This window comes from Bradyrhizobium sp. SSBR45G (assembly GCF_030159255.1).
Classification (GTDB): Bacteria; Pseudomonadota; Alphaproteobacteria; order Rhizobiales; family Xanthobacteraceae; genus Bradyrhizobium.
The window spans coordinates 1-17556 of sequence record NZ_BSCT01000061.1; the positions used below are offsets into that span (position 1 = coordinate 1).

Here is a 17556-nt window from a genome sequence, read left to right on the forward strand (position 1 = left end):
GCGCCAGCCTTGAGGCCGGCCGATCGCCGGCCTACCTCAACAGCACAGTTGCTCAAGGCGGCGCTGGACGCTGCCCTGAAGAAGGAACGCTCCGCGGTAACCATCTTAGTCAACTCGTTCGGCCGACCATGGACAGAAGACGGCTTCAGAACGAGCTGGGATAAAGCCTTCAAGAAAACGTCGCTGAAGGATCTGCATTTCCATGACCTTCGCGGTACTGCCGTGACGCGCCTCGCGCTGTCGGGCTGCTCCGTCCCGGAAATCGCGGCCATCACAGGCCATTCACTGAAGACGGTACAGGAGATCCTGGACGCGCATTACCTTGGCGGCCGTCTGGACCTTGCGGAATCTGCCATCCAAAAGTTGAGCGGCATGTACAGCTAGACGCGGAGAGCGAGCAGCGGATCTTGCCCGATCCGGGACGCTCGACTCCCGTTCACGGCAAATGTGCAAGACCAAACTGCGCGCAACTTCTCATTGCCGCGAGATCTGAACATCTACCTGCATGGGCGACAGGGCGCACGGACGGCGAACAGATTTTTCAAACCGGTCGTCAAACCGATGAGTAGGTTCCGCGCCCTATTTTGGCTAAGTCCTTGAAAGGCTTGGTGGGCGCACTAGGGCTCGAACCTAGGACCCGCTGATTAAGAGTCAGCTGCTCTACCAACTGAGCTATGCGCCCGGAGCTTGCGTCCGGAGAAAGCCTTCGCAAGAGCCGGTCGTTTAGCAAAGCGATTCCGGGATGTCCAGCGATCCCTGACGATTTTTCGGCAGTTTCGATGCAGAAAAACCGCCGGCGGGCGGCGGTTTTCCCCAGGTGAAATTCCAAGCGGAATCAGGCGGATCGGAGCCGGCCGTCAGAGGCGCCCGGAATCGGATTCCTCGTCGGACCAGCCCATGCGCCCCATCGGCGGATGGCCCATCGGGCCCGGGCCGAATCTGTTCTCGCCGAAGCGCGGGCCGTCCTCCGGGCCGCCCTCGCCACGCTCCATCCAACGGTGGTGGCGCGGACCGTCCGGTCCCATCATGCGCCCCATCGGCCGCGTCAGCAGCGACAGCCGGCGCTTCTGGCCATCGTCGAGCGTCTTGTAGAGCGGGTCGGCGGCATCGGCGACCTTCTTCATCGCATCCGCCGTCACCGCCATGGTGTCGGCGTGCTCGCGCAGCCGCGCCACCGGATCGACGTCCTTGTCCTGCGCGTCGTCCGGAGCCTTCATCCGCGCATTGGCGCGGTCGAAGCGCAGCTTGACGAGATCGCGCACGGCGCTCTCGACCGGCGGCCACAGCTTGTCCTGATCCGCATTCAGCTTCAGCCCGGCATGAACCGAGGCGATGCGCGCATCGAGCATGGCGGCGCGATCTTCCGGATTCATCCGCACATGATGCATGTGATCATGAAACCAGCCGCGCTGGGCGTAGACCGCGGTCGAGCCGGCAATGGCGAGCACGGCGACAGCGGCAATGGTGAACTTTCTCATGCCAACCTCCTTGGAAAGCCTGAGGGGAACATGAGCCTGCCGCCCCCGGCATTCAACTTACAGTTTGGACAGAGTGTACGACGTTACAAAGATGTAATTGCTTCAAATAGCTTTCTGTTTTTGCAATTCGGTTTCATTTCGTTGCTGCACCTCAAAGCATCCCGAGCATGCGCGGCAACCACAGCGAGATTTCCGGCACGTAGGTGACGAGCACCAGGAAGCCGAGCATCGTCAGCAGCCAGGGCATCACGGCGATGGTCAGCTCGGTGATGCCCATCTTGGCGATGCCGGAGGCGACGTAGAGGTTGAGGCCGACCGGCGGATGGCACATGCCGACCTCCATGTTGACGACCATCAGGATGCCCAGATGCACCGGATGGATGCCGAGCTTGACCGCGACCGGGAACAGGATCGGCGCCATGATCAGCACGATCGAGGTCGCCTCCATCACGTTGCCGGCGAGCAGCAAGAGGATGTTCACCACCAGCAGGAACACCGCCCAGTTGACGCCGGCGGTCGCCATCCAGTTGGCGATCTGCTGCGGGATGTTCTCGTTGGCCATCAGGAAGGAGAACAGCACGGCGTTGGTGATGATGTAGAGGATCATCGCACTCATGTTGGCCGAGCCGAGCAGCACCTTCGGCACGTCCTTCAGCGACATGTCGCGATAGACGAACACGGCGATGACGAAGGCATAGACGGCGCTGATGGCGGCGGCCTCGGTCGGCGTGAACTTGCCGGTGTAGATGCCGCCCAGCACGATCACGATCAGCAGCAGGCCCCAGACGCATTTGCGGAAGGCCGTGAGGCGCTCGGCCCAGCTGGCGCGCGGCAGCCTGGGATAGTCGTTCTTCCAGGCGCGGTAGAAGGTGGTGAAGCCGAGCAGGCTCGCCAGCATCAGGCCGGGAATGACGCCGGCCATGAACAGCTGTCCGACCGAGGCCGAGGACACGCGATGCCCCGCGGGATCGAGCGCGATGCTGCCGCCGGTCGCGACCGAATAGACCACCATGACGATCGAGGGCGGGATCAGGATGCCGAGCGCGCCCGAGGTGGTGATCACGCCGGCGCCGAAGCGCTTGGGGAAGCCCTGCTTGACCATCGCCGGCAGCATGATCGAGCCGATCGCGATCACGGTCGCGGGCGAGGAGCCGGACACCGCGGCGAACAGCGCGCAGGCCATGACGCCGGCCAGGCCCAGGCCGCCATACCAGTGCCCGACCATCGAGGTTGCGAAGTTGATCATCCGCCGCGCGACGCCGCCATGGGTCAGGAAGTTGCCGGCCAGGATGAAGAACGGGATCGCCATGATCTCGAAATTGTCGATGCCCGTGAACAGTTTCAGCGCGACCGATTCGGTCGGCACATTCGTCATGAAGAACACGAAGGACAGCACGGTCAGGCCGAGCGCGATCGAGATCGGCATGCCCGTCAGCATCAGGAAGATGAGCAGGCTGAAGATGAGGAGGCTGCTCATCGGAGCGCCTCCGTCGCATTGGCATCGACGCCTTCGACATAGGCGTGGTCATGATGCGGCAGCTCGTCGTGGCGCAGATAGTGCCAGGCGACCTGCAGGAAGCGGAAGCACATCAGGTAGGAGCCGAGCGGGATGCACAGATAGACCAGCCAGCTCGGCAGCTCCATGTCCGGCGTCACCTGGTCGGTCAGCGACAGGCCGTAGACGAACTTGGCGCCCATGGTGCCGATGACGGCGGTGAAGAAGGCCCCGCAGAGCAGGCCGAACAGGATCGTCACCTTGCGCAGCGACGGCCTGAGCATGTTGACCAGGACGTCGACGCCGACATGGATGCCGGTGCGGACGCCATAGGCGGCGCCGAACTTCGCCATCCACACGAACATGTAGATGCAAAGCTCCTGCGCCCAGGACATGTCGATGGGAAACAGGATCGGATACAGCAGCGGGATGCCGACCAGATAGCGGTGCAGCACGGCCAGGAAGATGATCGAGGTGGCCGCCGCGATCAAGAATGCGATCAGGATCTCCTCGAGCCGATCGAGGATGCGTAACAGAAAACCCAAGTCCCCTACCCCCACCAGTCGGATCGTCGCGACGCTTGGACGCGCCGTCTGCTTGTCTGGGCGCCCGCCCGGCGCCTTGCCGTCCTGATGCGCGGGCCACCCGCCCGCGCACCTCTCACTTCACGCCATCAATTGGTCGTGCCGCGGGTCTCCTTGAGGAACTCGTCGATCAAGGGCTGGCCGACACGCCCCGCCACGTCCTTGTAGACCGGCTGCATCGCCTTGCGCATCGCATCGTCCTGCGCCGGGGTCAGCTTGACCAGCTCCGACTTGCCGGACTTGCGGATCTCCTCCAGCGCGTCGTCGTTCTCCTTGGCCGACTGGTTATTGCCATAGGCCGTGGCCTCCTTCATCGCCTTGTCGCAGGCGTCGCGGAGGTCCGGCGGCAGGCCGTCCCAGAACTTCTTGTTCACGACCACGACGTAGCCGATGTAGCCGTGATTGGTCAGCGTGATGTACTTCTGCACCTCGTGCATCTTCTGGGTATAGATGTTGGAGGGCGTGTTCTCCTGGCCGTCGACGACGCCGGTCTGCAGCGCCTGGTAGACTTCGGAGAACGCCATCACCTGCGGGATGACGCCGAGGGTGCGGAACTGAGCGTCCAGCACCTTCGAGGACTGAATGCGGAATTTCAGCCCCTTGTAGTCGGCGGGATCGACCAGCTTCTTGTTGGCGCTCATCTGCTTGAAGCCGTTGTCCCAGTACGCCAGCCCGATCATCCCCTTCGGCTCGAGCAGCTTCAAAAGCCTGGCGCCGAGCGGCCCGTCGGTCACCTTCCGCAAGGTGGCGAGGTCCGGCAGGATATAGGGCAGATCGAACACCTCGAATTCCTTGATGCCGATCGGGCCGAACTTCGAGTTCGACGGCGCCAGCATCTGCACGGCGCCGAGCTGCAGCGCCTCGAGCTCTTCCTTGTCCTTGTAGAGCTGCGAGTTCGGATAGACCTCGACCTTGACCTTGCCGTCGGTGTACTTCTCGGCCAGTTCCTTGAACTTGTCGGCGGCGAGGCCCTTGGGCGTGTTCGAGGCCACCACGTGGCTGAACTTGATCACGATCGGATTGTCGGCCGCCTGGGCCGGGCCGGCGAGCGCAAAAGCCGCGAGCGACGCAGCGGTCGCGATCAAATGGCGGAATCTGACGTGGCGCAACTTGTCCTCCCGAAGTGTTCGGGGGGCATTGCAATGACGCCCCCGCTTTGTATGCCACCGACATTGTTAGCGGGTAGCCGGCGGGAATGCCATTGACCGTTAGCCGCAGACGCGGGATTCCCGTGCTGCAGCGCAATAGCGAGAGTCCGCCCGTTTTCTTCCGTCATTCCGGGGCGCGAGCAAAGCGAGCGAGCCCGGAATCCATAACCACGACCGGGAGTATGGATTCCGGGCTCGCGCTCCGCGCGCCAGGGAATGACGGAGTAAAACAATTCCAGGCTGCCTCTGAGCCAGGTCCGCCGCTCGCGTCTGCGATCGTTCCGGGGCCAACGCGCATTTGGCCGGCTCCGGAACGACGTCTTAAATTCCAGCTCAGCTCGCGGCAGCCGCCGCGGCCGCGCCCTGCGCCACGTCGCGCTGGCGCTTCATCACCAGCTTGTTGAGCGCGCCCAGATAGGCCTTGGCCGAGGCGACCAGCGTGTCCGGATCGGCGGCACGGGCCGTCATCGAGCGGCCGTCCTGCGACAGCCGCACCGAAACCTCGGCCTGCGCGTCGGTGCCCTCGGTGACGGCGTGGACCTGGTACAGCTCCAGCTTGGCCTCGTGCGGCACCAGCGACTTGATGCAGTTGAAGACAGCATCGACCGGACCGTTGCCCTCGCTCTCCTCGATCCTGGTGACGCCGTCGATGTCGAGCTTCATGGTGGCGCGCTGCGGCCCATGGGTGCCGGCAATCACGGTCAGCGACAGCAGCTTGATGCGGTCATGGGCACTCACCATGCCCTCGTCGACCAAGGCCTCGATGTCCTCGTCGTAGATGTGCTTCTTGCGGTCGGCCAGCGCCTTGAAGCGGACGAAGGCGTCCTCGACCTGGTTGCCGGCGAGCTTGTGGCCCATCTCCTCCAGCTTGTGGATGAAGGCGTGGCGGCCGGAATGCTTGCCCATCACCAGCGAGGTCTGCTTCACGCCGACCGTCTCCGGCAGCATGATCTCGTAGGTCTGCGCGTTTTTCAGCATGCCGTCCTGATGGATGCCGCTCTCATGCGCAAAGGCGTTCCGGCCGACGATGGCCTTGTTGTACTGCACCGGGAACGAGGTCGCGGCCGACACCACCTTCGAGGCGTGGGTCAGCTGGGTGGTGTCGATCTTGTTCCAGAACGGCAGCTTGTCGTTGCGCACGCGCATCGCCATCACGACCTCTTCCAGGGCCGCATTGCCGGCGCGCTCGCCGATGCCGTTGATGGTGCATTCGATCTGGCGGGCGCCGGCGCGAACGCCGGCCATCGAATTGGCGACCGCCATGCCCAGATCGTTGTGACAGTGGACGGAGAACACCGCCTTGTCAGAATTCGGCACCGTCTCGCGCACGCGCTTGAACAGGTCGTAATATTCCTCCGGCACGGCGTAGCCGACGGTGTCCGGGATGTTGATCGTGGTGGCGCCGGCCTTGATCGCGGCCTCGACGCAGCGGCACAGGAAGTCGAACTCGGTGCGGGTGCCGTCCTCGGACGACCATTCGACGTCGTCGGTGTGGTTGCGCGCGCGGGTCACGGAGGAGATCACCAGCTCGAAGACCTGCTGCGGGTCCATCTGCAGCTTGTACTTCATGTGCACCGGGGAGGTGGACAGGAAGGTGTGGATGCGGCCGCGCTTGGCCGGGCGGATGGCCTCGCCGCAGCGGTCGATGTCCTTGGCGCCGGCGCGCGACAGGCCGCAGACCACGGCGTTCTGGGTGCGCTTGGCGATCTCGTTGACGGCCTCGAAGTCACCGTCGGACGCGATCGGGAAGCCGGCCTCGATGATGTCGACGCCCATGCCGTCCAGCATGGCGGCGATGTTGAGCTTCTCCTCGAAGGTCATGGTGGCGCCGGGGCACTGCTCGCCGTCGCGCAGGGTGGTGTCGAAAATGACGACGCGGTCCTTGTCGGACTGAACGGGATTGGACATCTGCTTTCCTCGAAGTGTCGGGTGGTGCGCTTGTCTGTCAGGATCTCTGAAGATTGGGCGCTGAAGGGTGTTTCGGTGTCGAAGCAACCCCCTGAGTGCCCAGGCGCATCCCGCCCAGCCGGCCCTCAGGGGCAGCTAAGAAGCAGAAGCTCGATCGCGCCGATCAGGTCGGCGGGCTGCAGCGCGGCGAGCGCGATCGTCCGGGCGTCTGCCCCGGCGATGGCCTCGATCTCTGCGCTGCGAATCAGCATTGCCAAACCCTTTGCGAGAACACGAAAACAGTGCGGCAAAACCGTTGATGGATTGTTGCCGAGGTGCCCTCGCCCGAGCTTTTACCGGGAATGAAACGGCCTCGCAACGGAGAATAAGGGACAGGAGGGGTGACGTATTGGGCATCCTGCGTCAGATCTCCCTGGGGTTTCGACATCCATAAAGGTCCTGATTGCCCAGCGCCGCTCTCCACACCAACGGTGTCATCCCGGGCAAGGCCGCCAACGCGCCAGCGTTGGTGGCCGCTGACCCGGGATCCATACGCCGTGACGGATGTGGCTGGGCGAACTGGAGCGGCCATCGTGCCTCGCAGATCTCCCTGGGGTTATGGATCCCGGATCGGCGCACGCGTGGCCGCGTGCTTGTCCGGGATGACAGCGAAGGGTTGGTTGGCGGTGTCGGCATCTGCATCAGCACGCACCTCACCATCCCGCAGCACGATCGTGCCCAGGCTGATCATCAGCATCGAACCCTCGCAAAATCGAGGGTGCAGGGAAGGCCGGGCGTCTGCCGACACCCGCGGCCCCCGTGCGGAAGGAAGTGCACGGGGCAGGAACCACAGGTCCGGCCAGGACATCCCGGCCTCCCCTGCGCAACGGCTTTACGGCTTACTTCGTGCTCTCCCCGGGGACCGGCTTGATTGCCCCCGTCACCGGCGCGCTCGTCATGAACGCGACCGGCTTGACACCAGCTTCGGGGTGCCAGGACCACACGACTTGGCCGTCCGCAAGACGCCGGTCGTCCACCGGCGCCCCACGGCCATCGCTCCCCGCACTCCACGTATCGTGACGACGCGTACGCCCCTCTCCGATGAGGCGGGATGGCCGGGAGATAAGCATGATTTCTGAAAAAAAGAAAGTGATTTTTTGACGGCCAGATTCGGCATCGCCCGGCCGGCAACAAGCGCTTGCGCGAAGGGCCGTCCCGCAACAGACTGGTCCCATGACCGTTGCTCTCAAGATCATCGACGAGGCCCCTGGCCGGCACGCCCCGATTGCGCGACAGCTTCAGCTCGCCAGCGAGCGCATGACCTTGCGCGAGGTGCTGAAGCGCCGGATCGAAGAGGAGGTCGCAGCGATCAACGCCGCCGATCCCACCATCCGTCCGCTCGTGGTTGCCCCGAGCGAGGAGGAGACGCGACTGAACGGCGAGCGCGTGACCCGTCCGCTCCCGGTCGATGCCGCCCGGCAGCTCGCTGCAGCCACCGAGGCCTTCGAGCGCACGCGGATTCTGGTCGTCGTCGACGGCCGGCAGATGCTCGATCTCGACGAACCGATCACCATCACGCCCGGGACTGAAGTGCGATTCATCAAGCTGGTGCCGCTGGTCGGCGGCTGAGATCATGGATCTGATCAAACGGTTGTCGTCGCAGCAGACTAGCGCGGGATCGACAGAGCCGATGCCGGAGCGGCTCCCAGCGGACCTGATTGCCGCCTTCGAGCAGGAGTCTTCAGCTGCACCTTGGCACACCGAACTGTCTGATCTCCCGACCGCCAAAGCCGTGCTGTCGCGTCCGCAGAGCGAGTGGCCACTCTTCATGATACCCATCTTATCCCGGATGAAGGCGCTCGACGAACAGATCCGAAACGGCGTACCTCAGGACAATGGCTTCAATCCCTGGACCCGACTGGACCGGCTCGGATATCTCATAACGGAGTTGCTGGACGAAACCCTTCCACTCACAGAGAGTCAGCTGGCGACCTTGCTACGCATCTGCGGCGAGAACGTCTATAAGTTCCGCCACAAGATGGCCTACGACCGGCTGCTTCGCCAAATCAAGCCGCTGGCCGAGCGCACGGCTCCTAACAGCGAGCTTGCCGACGCAATCATCTTCTTTGCCACCGCCATGCGGGCCCCGGGAGGAGCAGGCAAAACGTTTGCCGCGCGCGTGGAAAAGCTCGTGCCGCGCGCTTTCGAAGGACCGGTGCTGCTCTCCAGCGACTGGGCCAAGCAAGTGCTCGCGCAGCCGTTCACGAACCACCAACATCAGGCGCTCGTCCTCGCCATCGGCGCCGCCGGAAAATCAAAGCCGAGCGCGAAATTCCTCAACACCGCGCACGAACTGATGGCGCAGGAGGCCGCGCTCGCCGAGCAGGTCATGAGCTGGATCGAGGCCTACACACCCGATCCTCAGGCGGCAGACCCCAACGAGGATACGATCCGGAGCCTGATCTGGATGATGGCGGCCTCCCCACAGGATTTCGTCGCGCCCCGGCTCGGCCGCCATTGCGAGCTGTGCTTCAAGAAGATCCCGATGGTGGGCGCGCATTCGATCAAACTCGGCAATGCGACGATCCAGGCGCTGGCCGCGCTCGGCACGCCACTCGCCATCGCCGAGTTGACGCGGCTGAAGAGCCGCATCCGCTATCCGCTGGTGGTGCGCCGGATCGCGGCGACGCTCGACGAGCTTGCGGCAGACAGGCAGATCAGCGCCGCCGAACTCGAGGAGATCGCGCTGCCGACCTTCGATCTGACACCGGCCGGCGAACGCGTGATGCCGATGGGCGACGGCGCGGCGATCCTGCGCATCACCGGCAGCAAGGAGGTGACGCTGAGCTTCCGCGCGGGCAGCGGCCGTGAGACCGCCTCCCCGCCCGCAGCGCTGAAAGACGCGGCGCCCGACGTGCTGGCAACGGCCCGACGCCTGCGCAAGGAGATCGAGGCCGCGCTGGCCGGACAATCCGCACGCATCGAACGGCTCTATCTCTCGGAACGCGAGATTCCGCTCGCTGACTGGCGCGCACGCTATCTCGATCATCCGCTGCTGGCCGGGATGACGCGGCGGCTGATCTGGCGGTTCACCTCGGCGACAGGCGGCGTCGCCGGCCTGCCGCGCGGCGACAGCGCGATCGAGGACGTCGAAGGCCGTCCTCTCGCTCTCGACGCCGGAACGACCGTGTCGCTCTGGCATCCGATGAGCAACAAGGCCTTGCACGTCCTCGCATGGCGGCGCCGCCTCGCGGCCTGCGGCATCACCCAGCCGTTCAAGCAGGCACATCGCGAGATCTATTTGCTCACCGAGGCCGAGCGCACCACCGACATCTATTCCAATCGCTTCGCCGCCCACATCATCCGTCAGCATCAGTTCAAGGCTTTGTGCGACCAGCGCGGCTGGACCTACCAGCTGATGGGCGCCTGGGATTCGCACAACACACCGACGCGGCCGCTGCCGGAGCACGATCTGGTCGTCGAGTTCTGGGTCAACGGAATCGAAAATGCGGAGATCGGCCATACCGGCGTGTACGACCTGATCGCGACGGATCAGGTGCGTTTCGTTGCCGCTAATGGCGAAACGTTACGGCTCGCCGACGTTCCGCCACTGCTGTTCTCGGAGCTGATGCGCGACGTCGACCTGTTCGTCGGCGTCTGCAGCGTCGGCAATGATCCCAATTGGAGCGATGGCGGACCGGAGGGCGCCTACCGGGACTACTGGCAGTCCTACGCGTTCGGAGATCTGAGCCCGTCCGCCAAGACCCGCGGCGAGGCGCTGGCGGGCCTGCTGCCGGCGCTGGTGATCGCCGACCGCTGCACGCTGGATGACCGTTTCCTGACCGTGCGCGGAAACCTGCGCACCTACAGGATTCATCTCGGCAGCGGCAACGTCCAGATGGAGCCGAACGGCCAGTATCTCTGCATCGTGCCCGGACGAGGCAAGTCCGCCGGGCCTAGCTCCGGCGCCCTGATGCTGCCGTTCGAAGGCGATGCGACGCTCTCGATCATCCTGTCCAAGGCGTTCCTGCTCACCCGGGACGACGCGATCACGGATACGACGATCACCCGGCAGATCGCGGGTTGAGCGGCCGCGAGAGCATCATGAGGTGCTCCCTCCGTTGCGCCGACATAGGCGGCGGACGCTGCCCGAGGCACATCAATCCAGCAGATCCCGACAGCCGAGATCATCCACCGCGAGAAAGATGCGTTCGAGATTGTTCCACCAGATCAGCGGCGGGATGTTCGACATCGCCTGGCCGATCGGCGTCGTGGCCTGCCACAGCACCGCCAGGCGATAGTCCTCGGCCAGCGCGGCACGATCGTAGCCGGTGACGCCGCTCTCGGTCAGCGCGACGTGATAGTCGTCGAGCAGAGCGCGCTCCATCTGCTGGCGCCGGTCCGGATACCAATGCAGCGCCATCATGTAGGCCAGATCGTCGGCGGCGACGTCGACGCGCCAGCAATCCCAGTCGAAGATCCGGACGTCGTCGCCGCCATCGCGCGGCAGGAAGATGTTCCAGACGTGCGAGTCGCCATGGACGATCGTCATGTTGCGATGGGAGCGATGATGCGTGTGGAGCCGACGCCCGTTGGCGATCAGACGCTCGACCAGCCGGCGCCGCTCCGCCGGCAGCAGATGGCCGAAGCGATCAACGAAGCCGGCGAAGCTGCGGTCGAACTGCTGCAGGCCGGCGTCGATGGCGCTGTCGTCCTGCAGGACGCCGACCGACGCGCCGAGGCGCGGGTCGTCCCACCACGCGGCGTGAAGGCGGGCCCGGGCGCGCAGCATCTGCGCGCATTGCTCCGGGTTCGGCGGCAGCGGCCAGGCCGTCGCGACGAGATGCGTCGCGGAGAGGTCTTCGAGCAGAATGTGCCACGCCCGGGTCTCGGCGTCCCAAGCGGCGTCGAAGCAGCGCAGTAGCTGCGGGCACGGCTTCGCCGCGGCGACCTGATCGTAGAACGCGACCTCCTGCCGGCCCGCATCCCAGTGCGCATTGCCGCGCCGGTCGGCGCGGCCGGTCTTGAGGACGAGCGAGCGCGGCGCACCGGGCGCGTCACCGTCATAGGCCAATCCAAGACGCATGATCTCCGACAGCACCGTCGTCTGTGCGCTCTCCACGACGACATCGGCCACACGGATGTGAGCAAGGCCGGGCGATTTGCGAAGCACCTCGGTCAGGCGTTCGGGGCTCGCCGCGTCCGGCAAAGCGGTCTGTGTCGTCGTGGACATCGGGGGTCACCGGTCGATCGGGAGGGAAGTCGAGGTGTGGAAGCGGGCCTCAGCGCGGTGGCAGGCGCATGCCCCGCATGTCGCGGCCGCCCTGATGCTACGCCAGATCCATCACAATTGGTATCATTTGGCGCCCGATCGGGTCATGCGTCGGCGTGCTACAAGCGGCCGTCATGACCAACCGCATCCTCCTCCACGGCGTTCCGGATACGCCCGCGATCTGGGGCCCGCTGATCGCGGCGCTCGGTGAGACCGTGGCGGTGCCCTGCCTGCCCGGCTTCTGCGGCGAGGCCCCGGCGGGTTTTGCATGCACCAAGGACGGCTACGCGGACTGGCTGGTGGCGCTGATCGAGGCGCAGCATGCGGCGTTCGGGCCGCTCGACCTGGTCGGGCATGATTGGGGGGCGCTCTTGGTGCTGCGCGCGGCGTCGCTGCGGCCGGAGCTGGTGCGGTCATGGGCGGTGGCCGGCGCGGCGCTCGATCCGGACTATCGGGGACATCGCATCGCGCGGATCTGGAATACGCCGGTGTTCGGCGAGATCTTCATGGCGGTGTCCTCGCAACGGGCGATGGCGCGGATGTTCCGGCAGAGCGGGCTGCCGCCGGAGCTCGCCGCGCGCGAAGCCACGGCGTGGCTGGCGCCGATGCGGCGGGCGATTCTCACGCTGTATCGCTCCGCCGACGGGCTGCGCTTCAAGGGCGACTGGATCGCGCGGCTCGCACAACTGCCGCGGCACGGACTGGTGATATCAGGCACGCAGGATCCCTTCGTGCCGCTCGACACCCTCAGCAGGTTTGCGCAAGCCCACGGCGCGCCGCTTCATGTCGAGCGGGACGCCGGCCATTGGAGCATCGTCGAGCGGCCGCAAGGCATCGCGGCGGCGCTGCGGGCGCATTGGGCAAAGTGAGCGCGACCGAAGAAGATCTCAGTCCGGCAAATAGTTGACGCACTGAACACGGTCGCGCACAATCCAGGATAACTTCAAGTCAGATTCACATGACCGCCTTCACTGTCCGTCTATCGGATGCAACGGCCGCAAAGCTCGACGAGCTGGCCGAGCGGCTCGACCGTCCGCGCTCCGAAGTTGCTGCGCTAGCGATCGAGGACTTCGTCGAGCGCGAAGCCTGGCAACTCGCCGAGATCGAGGCGGGGCTCGCCGAGGCTGCTCGGGGAGATTTCGCCAGCGACGCTGAACTGGCCCAGGTCATAGCAAGGTATGTAAAGCCTGCCGGACAAGTATGAGCCCGCGTCCAATTCGCTGGACCAACCGGGCGCTGCGGATGCGCGCGTTGCGCTTGTCCGGGACGACACTGAATATGAGGAGAACGCCGGTGGCCGTATGACGTCATTCTATGGACGCTCCGCGGTGGATTCTCGATTGGCCCACAATGCCAGCCACACATTCGCTGTCGTCCCGGGCAAGTCCGACAACGCGAAAGCGTTGGCGGACGCTGACCCGGGACCCATACTCCGCGGCCGACGTGGCTGGGCGAGAAAGGTCGGGCAGCGTGCCTCGCACAACTCCCTGGGGTTATGGATCCCGGATCGGCGCGCGCTTGCCGGACAACGCTTGCGCGTTGCCGGGAGCGCGCTTGTCCGGGACGACACCGAATATGAGGCGAGCGCCGGTGATAGCATGACGTCATCGATGGACGCTTCGTCGTGGATGCTCCGTTGGCCCACGACGCCAGCATAGTGCTCGTTGCTGCGCCATCTCGTCTACGAGGCACAAATCGAATAGCGCCGGATCGGGCGTGAAGCAGCCGCTCACACTCGGCGCTGCGCAAAGCTCCTCCCGCAAAAGCTCCAGTTTTGCGGCGCGCGCGCTCATCATCACGCAATCTTTGATTGCTTGTCGCGCTCCGATAGCATGTCCTGCGCGCCATTTGCCGGGGAAAAATGCCATGTTGCATGTCAGAACCAGATTCTGGTTTGCCGTCGCCCTGCTGCTCACCTGTCCGCTCGCGCGCCACGCCGGAGCCGAGGAAATGAGCCGGGCCGGCTTTCCGCAATCCGAATGGCCCGCCACCGCGCCCGAGGACGAAGGGATGGACTCGGCCGCGCTGGCGAAGCTCGTCGCGTCGGGCAAGACGATGCGGTTCGACAGCCTGCTGATCACGCGCCACGGCCGCATCGTGCTCGATGCCTCCTACGCGCCCTATCACGCGGACGAGCTGCACATCATCAATTCCGCGACCAAGGCGGTGGTCGCCACGTTGATCGCGATGCTGCAAAAGGATGGTGTGCTCGACAGCCTCGATCACCCGGTGCTCGACTTGTTTGGGGATCGCAAGATCGACAATGTCGACGCGCGCAAGCAGGCGATCACCGTGCAGCATCTGCTCAACATGACCTCCGGCCTGGACTGGGACGAAGGCTATATGGGCGGCACGGAGACATCGATGTTCGAGATGGGACGGAGCCCCGACTGGGTCCAGTACGTTCTCGACCGGCCGATGGCGCATGCGCCGGGCGAGACCTTCTACTACAACAGCGGCAACTCGCATCTGCTCTCCGCGATCGTCACGAAGCTCACCGGCAAGAGCGCGGATGACTTTGCCAGCGAGAGACTGTTCGCGCCGCTCGGCATCACCGAGCACGCCTGGTTCAAAGATTCCAAGGGGATTTCCAGCGGCGGCTTCGGGCTGGCGCTGCGGCCGCGCGACATGGCGCGGATCGGCTATCTGTATCTGCGCGGCGGCCGCTGGGGCGAGCAGCAATTGCTGCCGCCCAGCTGGATCGAGGCCGTCAACCACGCCACGACCAGCATGAAGGCGCCGTTCGATCCGGGCCTGAACTATGCCAACCAGTTCTGGGCCCTGCCCGACCGCAGCGTCGTCATGGCGGTGGGCTATCATTGCCAGATCATCATGGTGCTGCCCGCCGCCGACATCGTGGCGGTGACGACCGCCCGTGACTTCTGTCCGTTCCGCAAGCTCGCGAACGACATCCTCGCCACGGTGAAATCGAGCGATGCCTTGCCTGCCGCGCCCGAGGCTGCAGCGGCCCTCGCCGCGGCCGTCAGCGACGCCGCGGCGGAGACACGAAGCACTGTTGGCGCCGTGCCGGACATCGCGGCCAGTATCTCGGGCAGGACCTACAGCTTCCCGCCCGGCCCGCTCGGCGTCAACGCGATCACGCTCGATCTCACCGGACCCGACCCGCATGTCGCATGGGACATCCCGCGGCAAGGCGGCGATGGCGGCGTGCTGCATCTGTGGAGTCCGATCGGCCTCGACGGCGCCTATCGCAAGACGAAGCAACCCCATCCCTGGGAGCCCTACATCTACCGGGCCATGAAGGGCAGCTGGACCGACGCTACGACGTTTGCAATCGACGTGCAGTTCATCGGCCAGGGCGAAGAGCGCACCTGGCGGCTCAGCTTCGATGGCGACAAGGTGACCTTCAAGACGAAGGGCCGTTACGGCAAGGAGCTGGCGATCGAGGGGCAAGCCGTCAAATGACGTCGGAGAAGCTCGGTACGCGCCCCTACGCCTTGGCCAGCCCCGCGCCGCGGGCGCGGCGGATGGCGTTGGCGGCGATGACGATGTGCAGCAGCAGCGACAGGCCGAAGCCGAGCGCATGCTGCGCCGATGTCGCGGGGATCGTGAGCACCGTCACGAGGCCGAGCGGAATGAACAGCACGATGCCGGTGACGAGGCCCGGATTATAGCCGCGGAAGCGCAGCGCCGGGCCGATATGGCCGACCGAGTTGACCAGCATCAGATACGGCGCGACCAGGGCCCAGGCCGGGCCGGCGATCCATGCGACGTAGAGCGCGGCGAGATCGATGCCCCAGACCGCGCCGCAATTGACCCAGAGCACGTCGCCCGTCGTCAGCGCCTCGCGGCCGCCGAACATCACGGTGTTGACGAAGCGGCGGAAGCGGTCGCCGGCGTGCTCCTCGACCTGGTGGATCATGTAGCCCGGCGAGTGCAGGAAGATCAGCAGCAGCGCCAAGGGCCAGTCGGCCGACAGCAGCGGCACCAGCGCCAGCAGCGCGGCGGCCATGAACACGGCACCGGCGACCCAGTGGCGGGCGAGGAGATCGAGCATCACCTATTGATGCGCGAGTCGGCCGGCCTTGCCAAGCCGGGTTCCCCCGGGGGAAACACCAGGTGTGGCGCGTCTAGCCCGGCTCGGTGTCGCCGGGCCGTCTGGCGAGCTTCTCCAGGCGCGCCTCGGACGGCGACGGGCTCCGAAGCTCGCGGATCGCGCGTGACAGCTCCTGGTCGGACATCGGGTGCGCCGGCTGTTTCCGCCGCCCCTCGCTCGGCACTGGCGCGATCGTCTCGATGGCACCGCTGCCGCCGAACCATCGGCGCAGCCTTTCAAGGAACGCGATGTGGGGCACAGCCGTTCTCCCGATGCGGCGGCCTGTAATTCGCTCCGCCCCCCCCCGGATACCATCGCGAGCTTAATAGGAACCGCGGGCCGCTCCGTCTCATTTGATACGTCGAGGCAGCACCAAGCGCGATGTCCATGGAAGCCGACAACATCGTCCTCAACAAGCTCAAGCAGCATTCCCGGCTGGCGGGCGACGACATCGCCGAGATCGGGCGCTTCAGCTTTGCTCCGCGCGAGCTGGCCGATCATGAGGACCTGATCCGCCAGGGCGACGAGCCGGATCGCTCCGTCGTCGTGCTGTCGGGCTGGGTGGCGCGCTATCATCTGCTGGCCAACGGCGGCCGCCAATATCTGTCGTTTCACATGGCCGGCGACTGGCCGGACGCACAGGCGCTGTTCCTGGACCGCATGGACCATGCGGTCTGCGCGCTCGGCCCGGTGGTGGTGGCCGGCGTCGCACACAAGGAGCTGACGCGAGCCATCAGCCGGCGGCCGGCGCTCGGCTTTGCGATCTGGCGCGAGACCTTGATCGACGCGGCGATGTTCCGCGAGGCGATCACCAACAACAGCGCGCGGGCCAAGCCGGCGCGCATGGCGCATCTGTTCTGCGAGCTGTTCTACCGCGCCCGCGCGCTCGGGCATGTCCGCGACGACCAGTTGCGGCTGCCGCTCAGCCTGATCCAGCTCGGCGAAGCGCTGGGCATGGCGATCGCGACCGTGAACCGCACGCTGGGCGAGCTGCGCGCCAGCCGCGCCGTCGATTTCCGCGCCGGCACGTTGACGGTGCACAACTGGCAGCGGATCTGCGCGATCGGCGATTTCGATCCCGGCTATCTGCATCTGAAGCAGCCGCGTTAGCAACCGGCGGCCACAGATCTCATGCGAAAGGTCTCGCACAGCAGGATGCGGGCGATGGCCTCGCCCGCATCCGCTTGTTCAGCGCGTCCGCACTAGCGATGCGACCGCGGTCAGATGCCCTTGGTGACGAGCGTGACCACGTAGGTGTAGGGCCCGTTCGGGCTCTTCTCGGCGATCCAGGCGCAGCTCCAGTCGGAGCCGTAGCGCAAGCCGGTGTCCCAGCCCGAGCCGCCGCCGTGCTCGTTGTCCCACGACCAGGCCTTGCGGTCCTTCTGCGGATCGGCGGGGAAGCCGTTGTTGTAGACGGCAATCTGCCCCTGCTGCGCACGGAACGGCGCGCCGGTGGTCCACTTCAGCCACAGATTGCCCTGCTCCTCATAGGAGGTCAGCGTCCATGGGAATGATTTGGACGCGGTCTGCGGATTGGTGCTGGTGGCCGAAGCCTGCTCAACGACTGCCATGATGGTCTCCGTTCAAAATGAGATGAAAAATTTCACGTTTCTGGCTGTCTAAACGACAACCACA

The 17556-nt window shown here is 65.2% G+C and carries 18 protein-coding genes and 1 tRNA gene; 7 read left to right on the forward strand and 12 right to left on the reverse strand.

From position 1 onward, the window contains the following. On the forward strand, positions 1-384 hold a 384-nt coding region (locus QQL87_RS36105; protein ID WP_284423893.1), incomplete at its 5' end, for a tyrosine-type recombinase/integrase. Between the two features lie 222 nt (positions 385-606). Here QQL87_RS36105 and QQL87_RS36110 read toward each other — a convergent pair. The 8 genes from QQL87_RS36110 to QQL87_RS36145 all read right to left on the reverse strand — a co-directional run bounded on the left by QQL87_RS36110 (position 607) and on the right by QQL87_RS36145 (position 7349). Beyond that, positions 607-682, reverse strand: a tRNA-Lys gene (locus QQL87_RS36110). Between the two features lie 175 nt (positions 683-857). After that, positions 858-1478 (reverse strand): Spy/CpxP family protein refolding chaperone, encoded by a 621-nt coding sequence (locus tag QQL87_RS36115; RefSeq protein ID WP_284423892.1) that lies wholly within the window; start codon positions 1476-1478, stop codon positions 858-860. A 151-nt stretch (positions 1479-1629) separates the two neighbouring features. Then, positions 1630-2955 carry a TRAP transporter large permease gene (locus QQL87_RS36120; protein ID WP_284423891.1) on the reverse strand — a complete coding sequence of 442 codons (1326 nt, stop codon included), beginning with the start codon at positions 2953-2955 and terminating at the stop codon, positions 1630-1632. Then, the gene (locus tag QQL87_RS36125) at positions 2952-3518 is read right to left on the reverse strand and encodes a TRAP transporter small permease (protein ID WP_284423890.1); all 567 of its coding nucleotides are present in this window, start codon (positions 3516-3518) and stop codon (positions 2952-2954) included. Before QQL87_RS36125 ends, QQL87_RS36120 begins: the two co-directional genes overlap by 4 nt. Before the next feature lie 128 nt (positions 3519-3646). Further along, a complete protein-coding gene (locus tag QQL87_RS36130; RefSeq protein ID WP_284423889.1) occupies positions 3647-4666 on the reverse strand; it encodes a TRAP transporter substrate-binding protein in 1020 nt (339 codons plus the stop codon). A 372-nt stretch (positions 4667-5038) separates the two neighbouring features. Next, entirely contained in the window at positions 5039-6613 is a 1575-nt protein-coding gene (locus QQL87_RS36135; protein ID WP_284423888.1) for a 2-isopropylmalate synthase, read from the reverse strand. 125 nt (positions 6614-6738) lie between these two features. Beyond that, positions 6739-6864: a hypothetical protein gene (locus tag QQL87_RS36140; protein ID WP_284423887.1), complete on the reverse strand. Its 126-nt coding sequence runs from the start codon at positions 6862-6864 to the stop codon at positions 6739-6741. 344 nt (positions 6865-7208) lie between these two features. After that, positions 7209-7349 carry a hypothetical protein gene (locus QQL87_RS36145; RefSeq protein WP_284423886.1) on the reverse strand — a complete coding sequence of 47 codons (141 nt, stop codon included), beginning with the start codon at positions 7347-7349 and terminating at the stop codon, positions 7209-7211. Positions 7350-7825: 476 nt separating this feature from the next. On the opposite strand from QQL87_RS36145, the gene QQL87_RS36150 reads away from it, so the two are divergent. Both QQL87_RS36150 and QQL87_RS36155 read left to right on the forward strand, forming a co-directional pair. Then, entirely contained in the window at positions 7826-8221 is a 396-nt protein-coding gene (locus QQL87_RS36150; RefSeq protein ID WP_284423885.1) for a hypothetical protein, read from the forward strand. Positions 8222-8420: 199 nt separating this feature from the next. After that, on the forward strand, positions 8421-10679 hold the full coding sequence (locus QQL87_RS36155) for a DUF4132 domain-containing protein (RefSeq protein ID WP_284423884.1): 2259 nt from the start codon (positions 8421-8423) through the stop codon (positions 10677-10679). A 72-nt stretch (positions 10680-10751) separates the two neighbouring features. Here QQL87_RS36155 and QQL87_RS36160 read toward each other — a convergent pair whose 3' ends face one another. Next, a complete protein-coding gene (locus tag QQL87_RS36160) occupies positions 10752-11825 on the reverse strand; it encodes a protein kinase family protein (protein WP_284423883.1) in 1074 nt (357 codons plus the stop codon). Between the two features lie 173 nt (positions 11826-11998). On the opposite strand from QQL87_RS36160, the gene QQL87_RS36165 reads away from it, so the two are divergent. The 3 genes from QQL87_RS36165 to QQL87_RS36175 all read left to right on the forward strand — a co-directional run bounded on the left by QQL87_RS36165 (position 11999) and on the right by QQL87_RS36175 (position 15290). Further along, on the forward strand, positions 11999-12733 hold the full coding sequence (locus QQL87_RS36165) for an alpha/beta fold hydrolase (RefSeq protein WP_284423882.1): 735 nt from the start codon (positions 11999-12001) through the stop codon (positions 12731-12733). Between the two features lie 89 nt (positions 12734-12822). Further along, positions 12823-13068 carry a CopG family ribbon-helix-helix protein gene (locus QQL87_RS36170; RefSeq protein ID WP_284423881.1) on the forward strand — a complete coding sequence of 82 codons (246 nt, stop codon included), beginning with the start codon at positions 12823-12825 and terminating at the stop codon, positions 13066-13068. Positions 13069-13730: 662 nt separating this feature from the next. Beyond that, entirely contained in the window at positions 13731-15290 is a 1560-nt protein-coding gene (locus QQL87_RS36175) for a serine hydrolase domain-containing protein (RefSeq protein ID WP_284423880.1), read from the forward strand. A 25-nt stretch (positions 15291-15315) separates the two neighbouring features. Here QQL87_RS36175 and QQL87_RS36180 read toward each other — a convergent pair whose 3' ends face one another. Then, positions 15316-15882, reverse strand: a complete 567-nt coding sequence (locus tag QQL87_RS36180) for an HXXEE domain-containing protein (RefSeq protein WP_284423895.1) — start codon at positions 15880-15882, stop codon at positions 15316-15318. A 73-nt stretch (positions 15883-15955) separates the two neighbouring features. Then, complete coding sequence (locus QQL87_RS36185) at positions 15956-16180, reverse strand: hypothetical protein (RefSeq protein ID WP_284423879.1); 225 nt, start codon at positions 16178-16180, stop codon at positions 15956-15958. A 128-nt stretch (positions 16181-16308) separates the two neighbouring features. Here QQL87_RS36185 and QQL87_RS36190 point away from each other — a divergent pair, with 128 nt between their 5' ends. Beyond that, a complete protein-coding gene (locus QQL87_RS36190; protein ID WP_284423894.1) occupies positions 16309-17031 on the forward strand; it encodes a Crp/Fnr family transcriptional regulator in 723 nt (240 codons plus the stop codon). A gap of 110 nt (positions 17032-17141) precedes the next feature. On the opposite strand, the gene QQL87_RS36195 is transcribed toward QQL87_RS36190, so the two are convergent. Further along, a complete protein-coding gene (locus QQL87_RS36195; RefSeq protein ID WP_284423878.1) occupies positions 17142-17492 on the reverse strand; it encodes a hypothetical protein in 351 nt (116 codons plus the stop codon). Positions 17493-17556: the final 64 nt, after the last annotated feature.

What these genes read in the sequence shown, in the direction of transcription:
- QQL87_RS36140 (WP_284423887.1), bottom strand. Translation starts at nt 6,864, where the DNA reads ATGCTGATTCGCAGCGCAGAGATCGAGGCCATCGCCGGGGCAGACGCC.
- QQL87_RS36170 (WP_284423881.1), top strand. Translation starts at nt 12,823, where the DNA reads ATGACCGCCTTCACTGTCCGTCTATCGGATGCAACGGCCGCAAAGCTC.
- QQL87_RS36135 (WP_284423888.1), bottom strand. Translation starts at nt 6,613, where the DNA reads ATGTCCAATCCCGTTCAGTCCGACAAGGACCGCGTCGTCATTTTCGAC.
- QQL87_RS36145 (WP_284423886.1), bottom strand. Translation starts at nt 7,349, where the DNA reads ATGCTGATGATCAGCCTGGGCACGATCGTGCTGCGGGATGGTGAGGTG.
- QQL87_RS36180 (WP_284423895.1), bottom strand. Translation starts at nt 15,882, where the DNA reads ATGCTCGATCTCCTCGCCCGCCACTGGGTCGCCGGTGCCGTGTTCATG.
- QQL87_RS36175 (WP_284423880.1), top strand. Translation starts at nt 13,731, where the DNA reads ATGTTGCATGTCAGAACCAGATTCTGGTTTGCCGTCGCCCTGCTGCTC.
- QQL87_RS36165 (WP_284423882.1), top strand. Translation starts at nt 11,999, where the DNA reads ATGACCAACCGCATCCTCCTCCACGGCGTTCCGGATACGCCCGCGATC.
- QQL87_RS36155 (WP_284423884.1), top strand. Translation starts at nt 8,421, where the DNA reads ATGATACCCATCTTATCCCGGATGAAGGCGCTCGACGAACAGATCCGA.
- QQL87_RS36190 (WP_284423894.1), top strand. Translation starts at nt 16,309, where the DNA reads ATGGAAGCCGACAACATCGTCCTCAACAAGCTCAAGCAGCATTCCCGG.
- QQL87_RS36115 (WP_284423892.1), bottom strand. Translation starts at nt 1,478, where the DNA reads ATGAGAAAGTTCACCATTGCCGCTGTCGCCGTGCTCGCCATTGCCGGC.
- QQL87_RS36120 (WP_284423891.1), bottom strand. Translation starts at nt 2,955, where the DNA reads ATGAGCAGCCTCCTCATCTTCAGCCTGCTCATCTTCCTGATGCTGACG.
- QQL87_RS36160 (WP_284423883.1), bottom strand. Translation starts at nt 11,825, where the DNA reads ATGTCCACGACGACACAGACCGCTTTGCCGGACGCGGCGAGCCCCGAA.
- QQL87_RS36195 (WP_284423878.1), bottom strand. Translation starts at nt 17,492, where the DNA reads ATGGCAGTCGTTGAGCAGGCTTCGGCCACCAGCACCAATCCGCAGACC.
- QQL87_RS36150 (WP_284423885.1), top strand. Translation starts at nt 7,826, where the DNA reads ATGACCGTTGCTCTCAAGATCATCGACGAGGCCCCTGGCCGGCACGCC.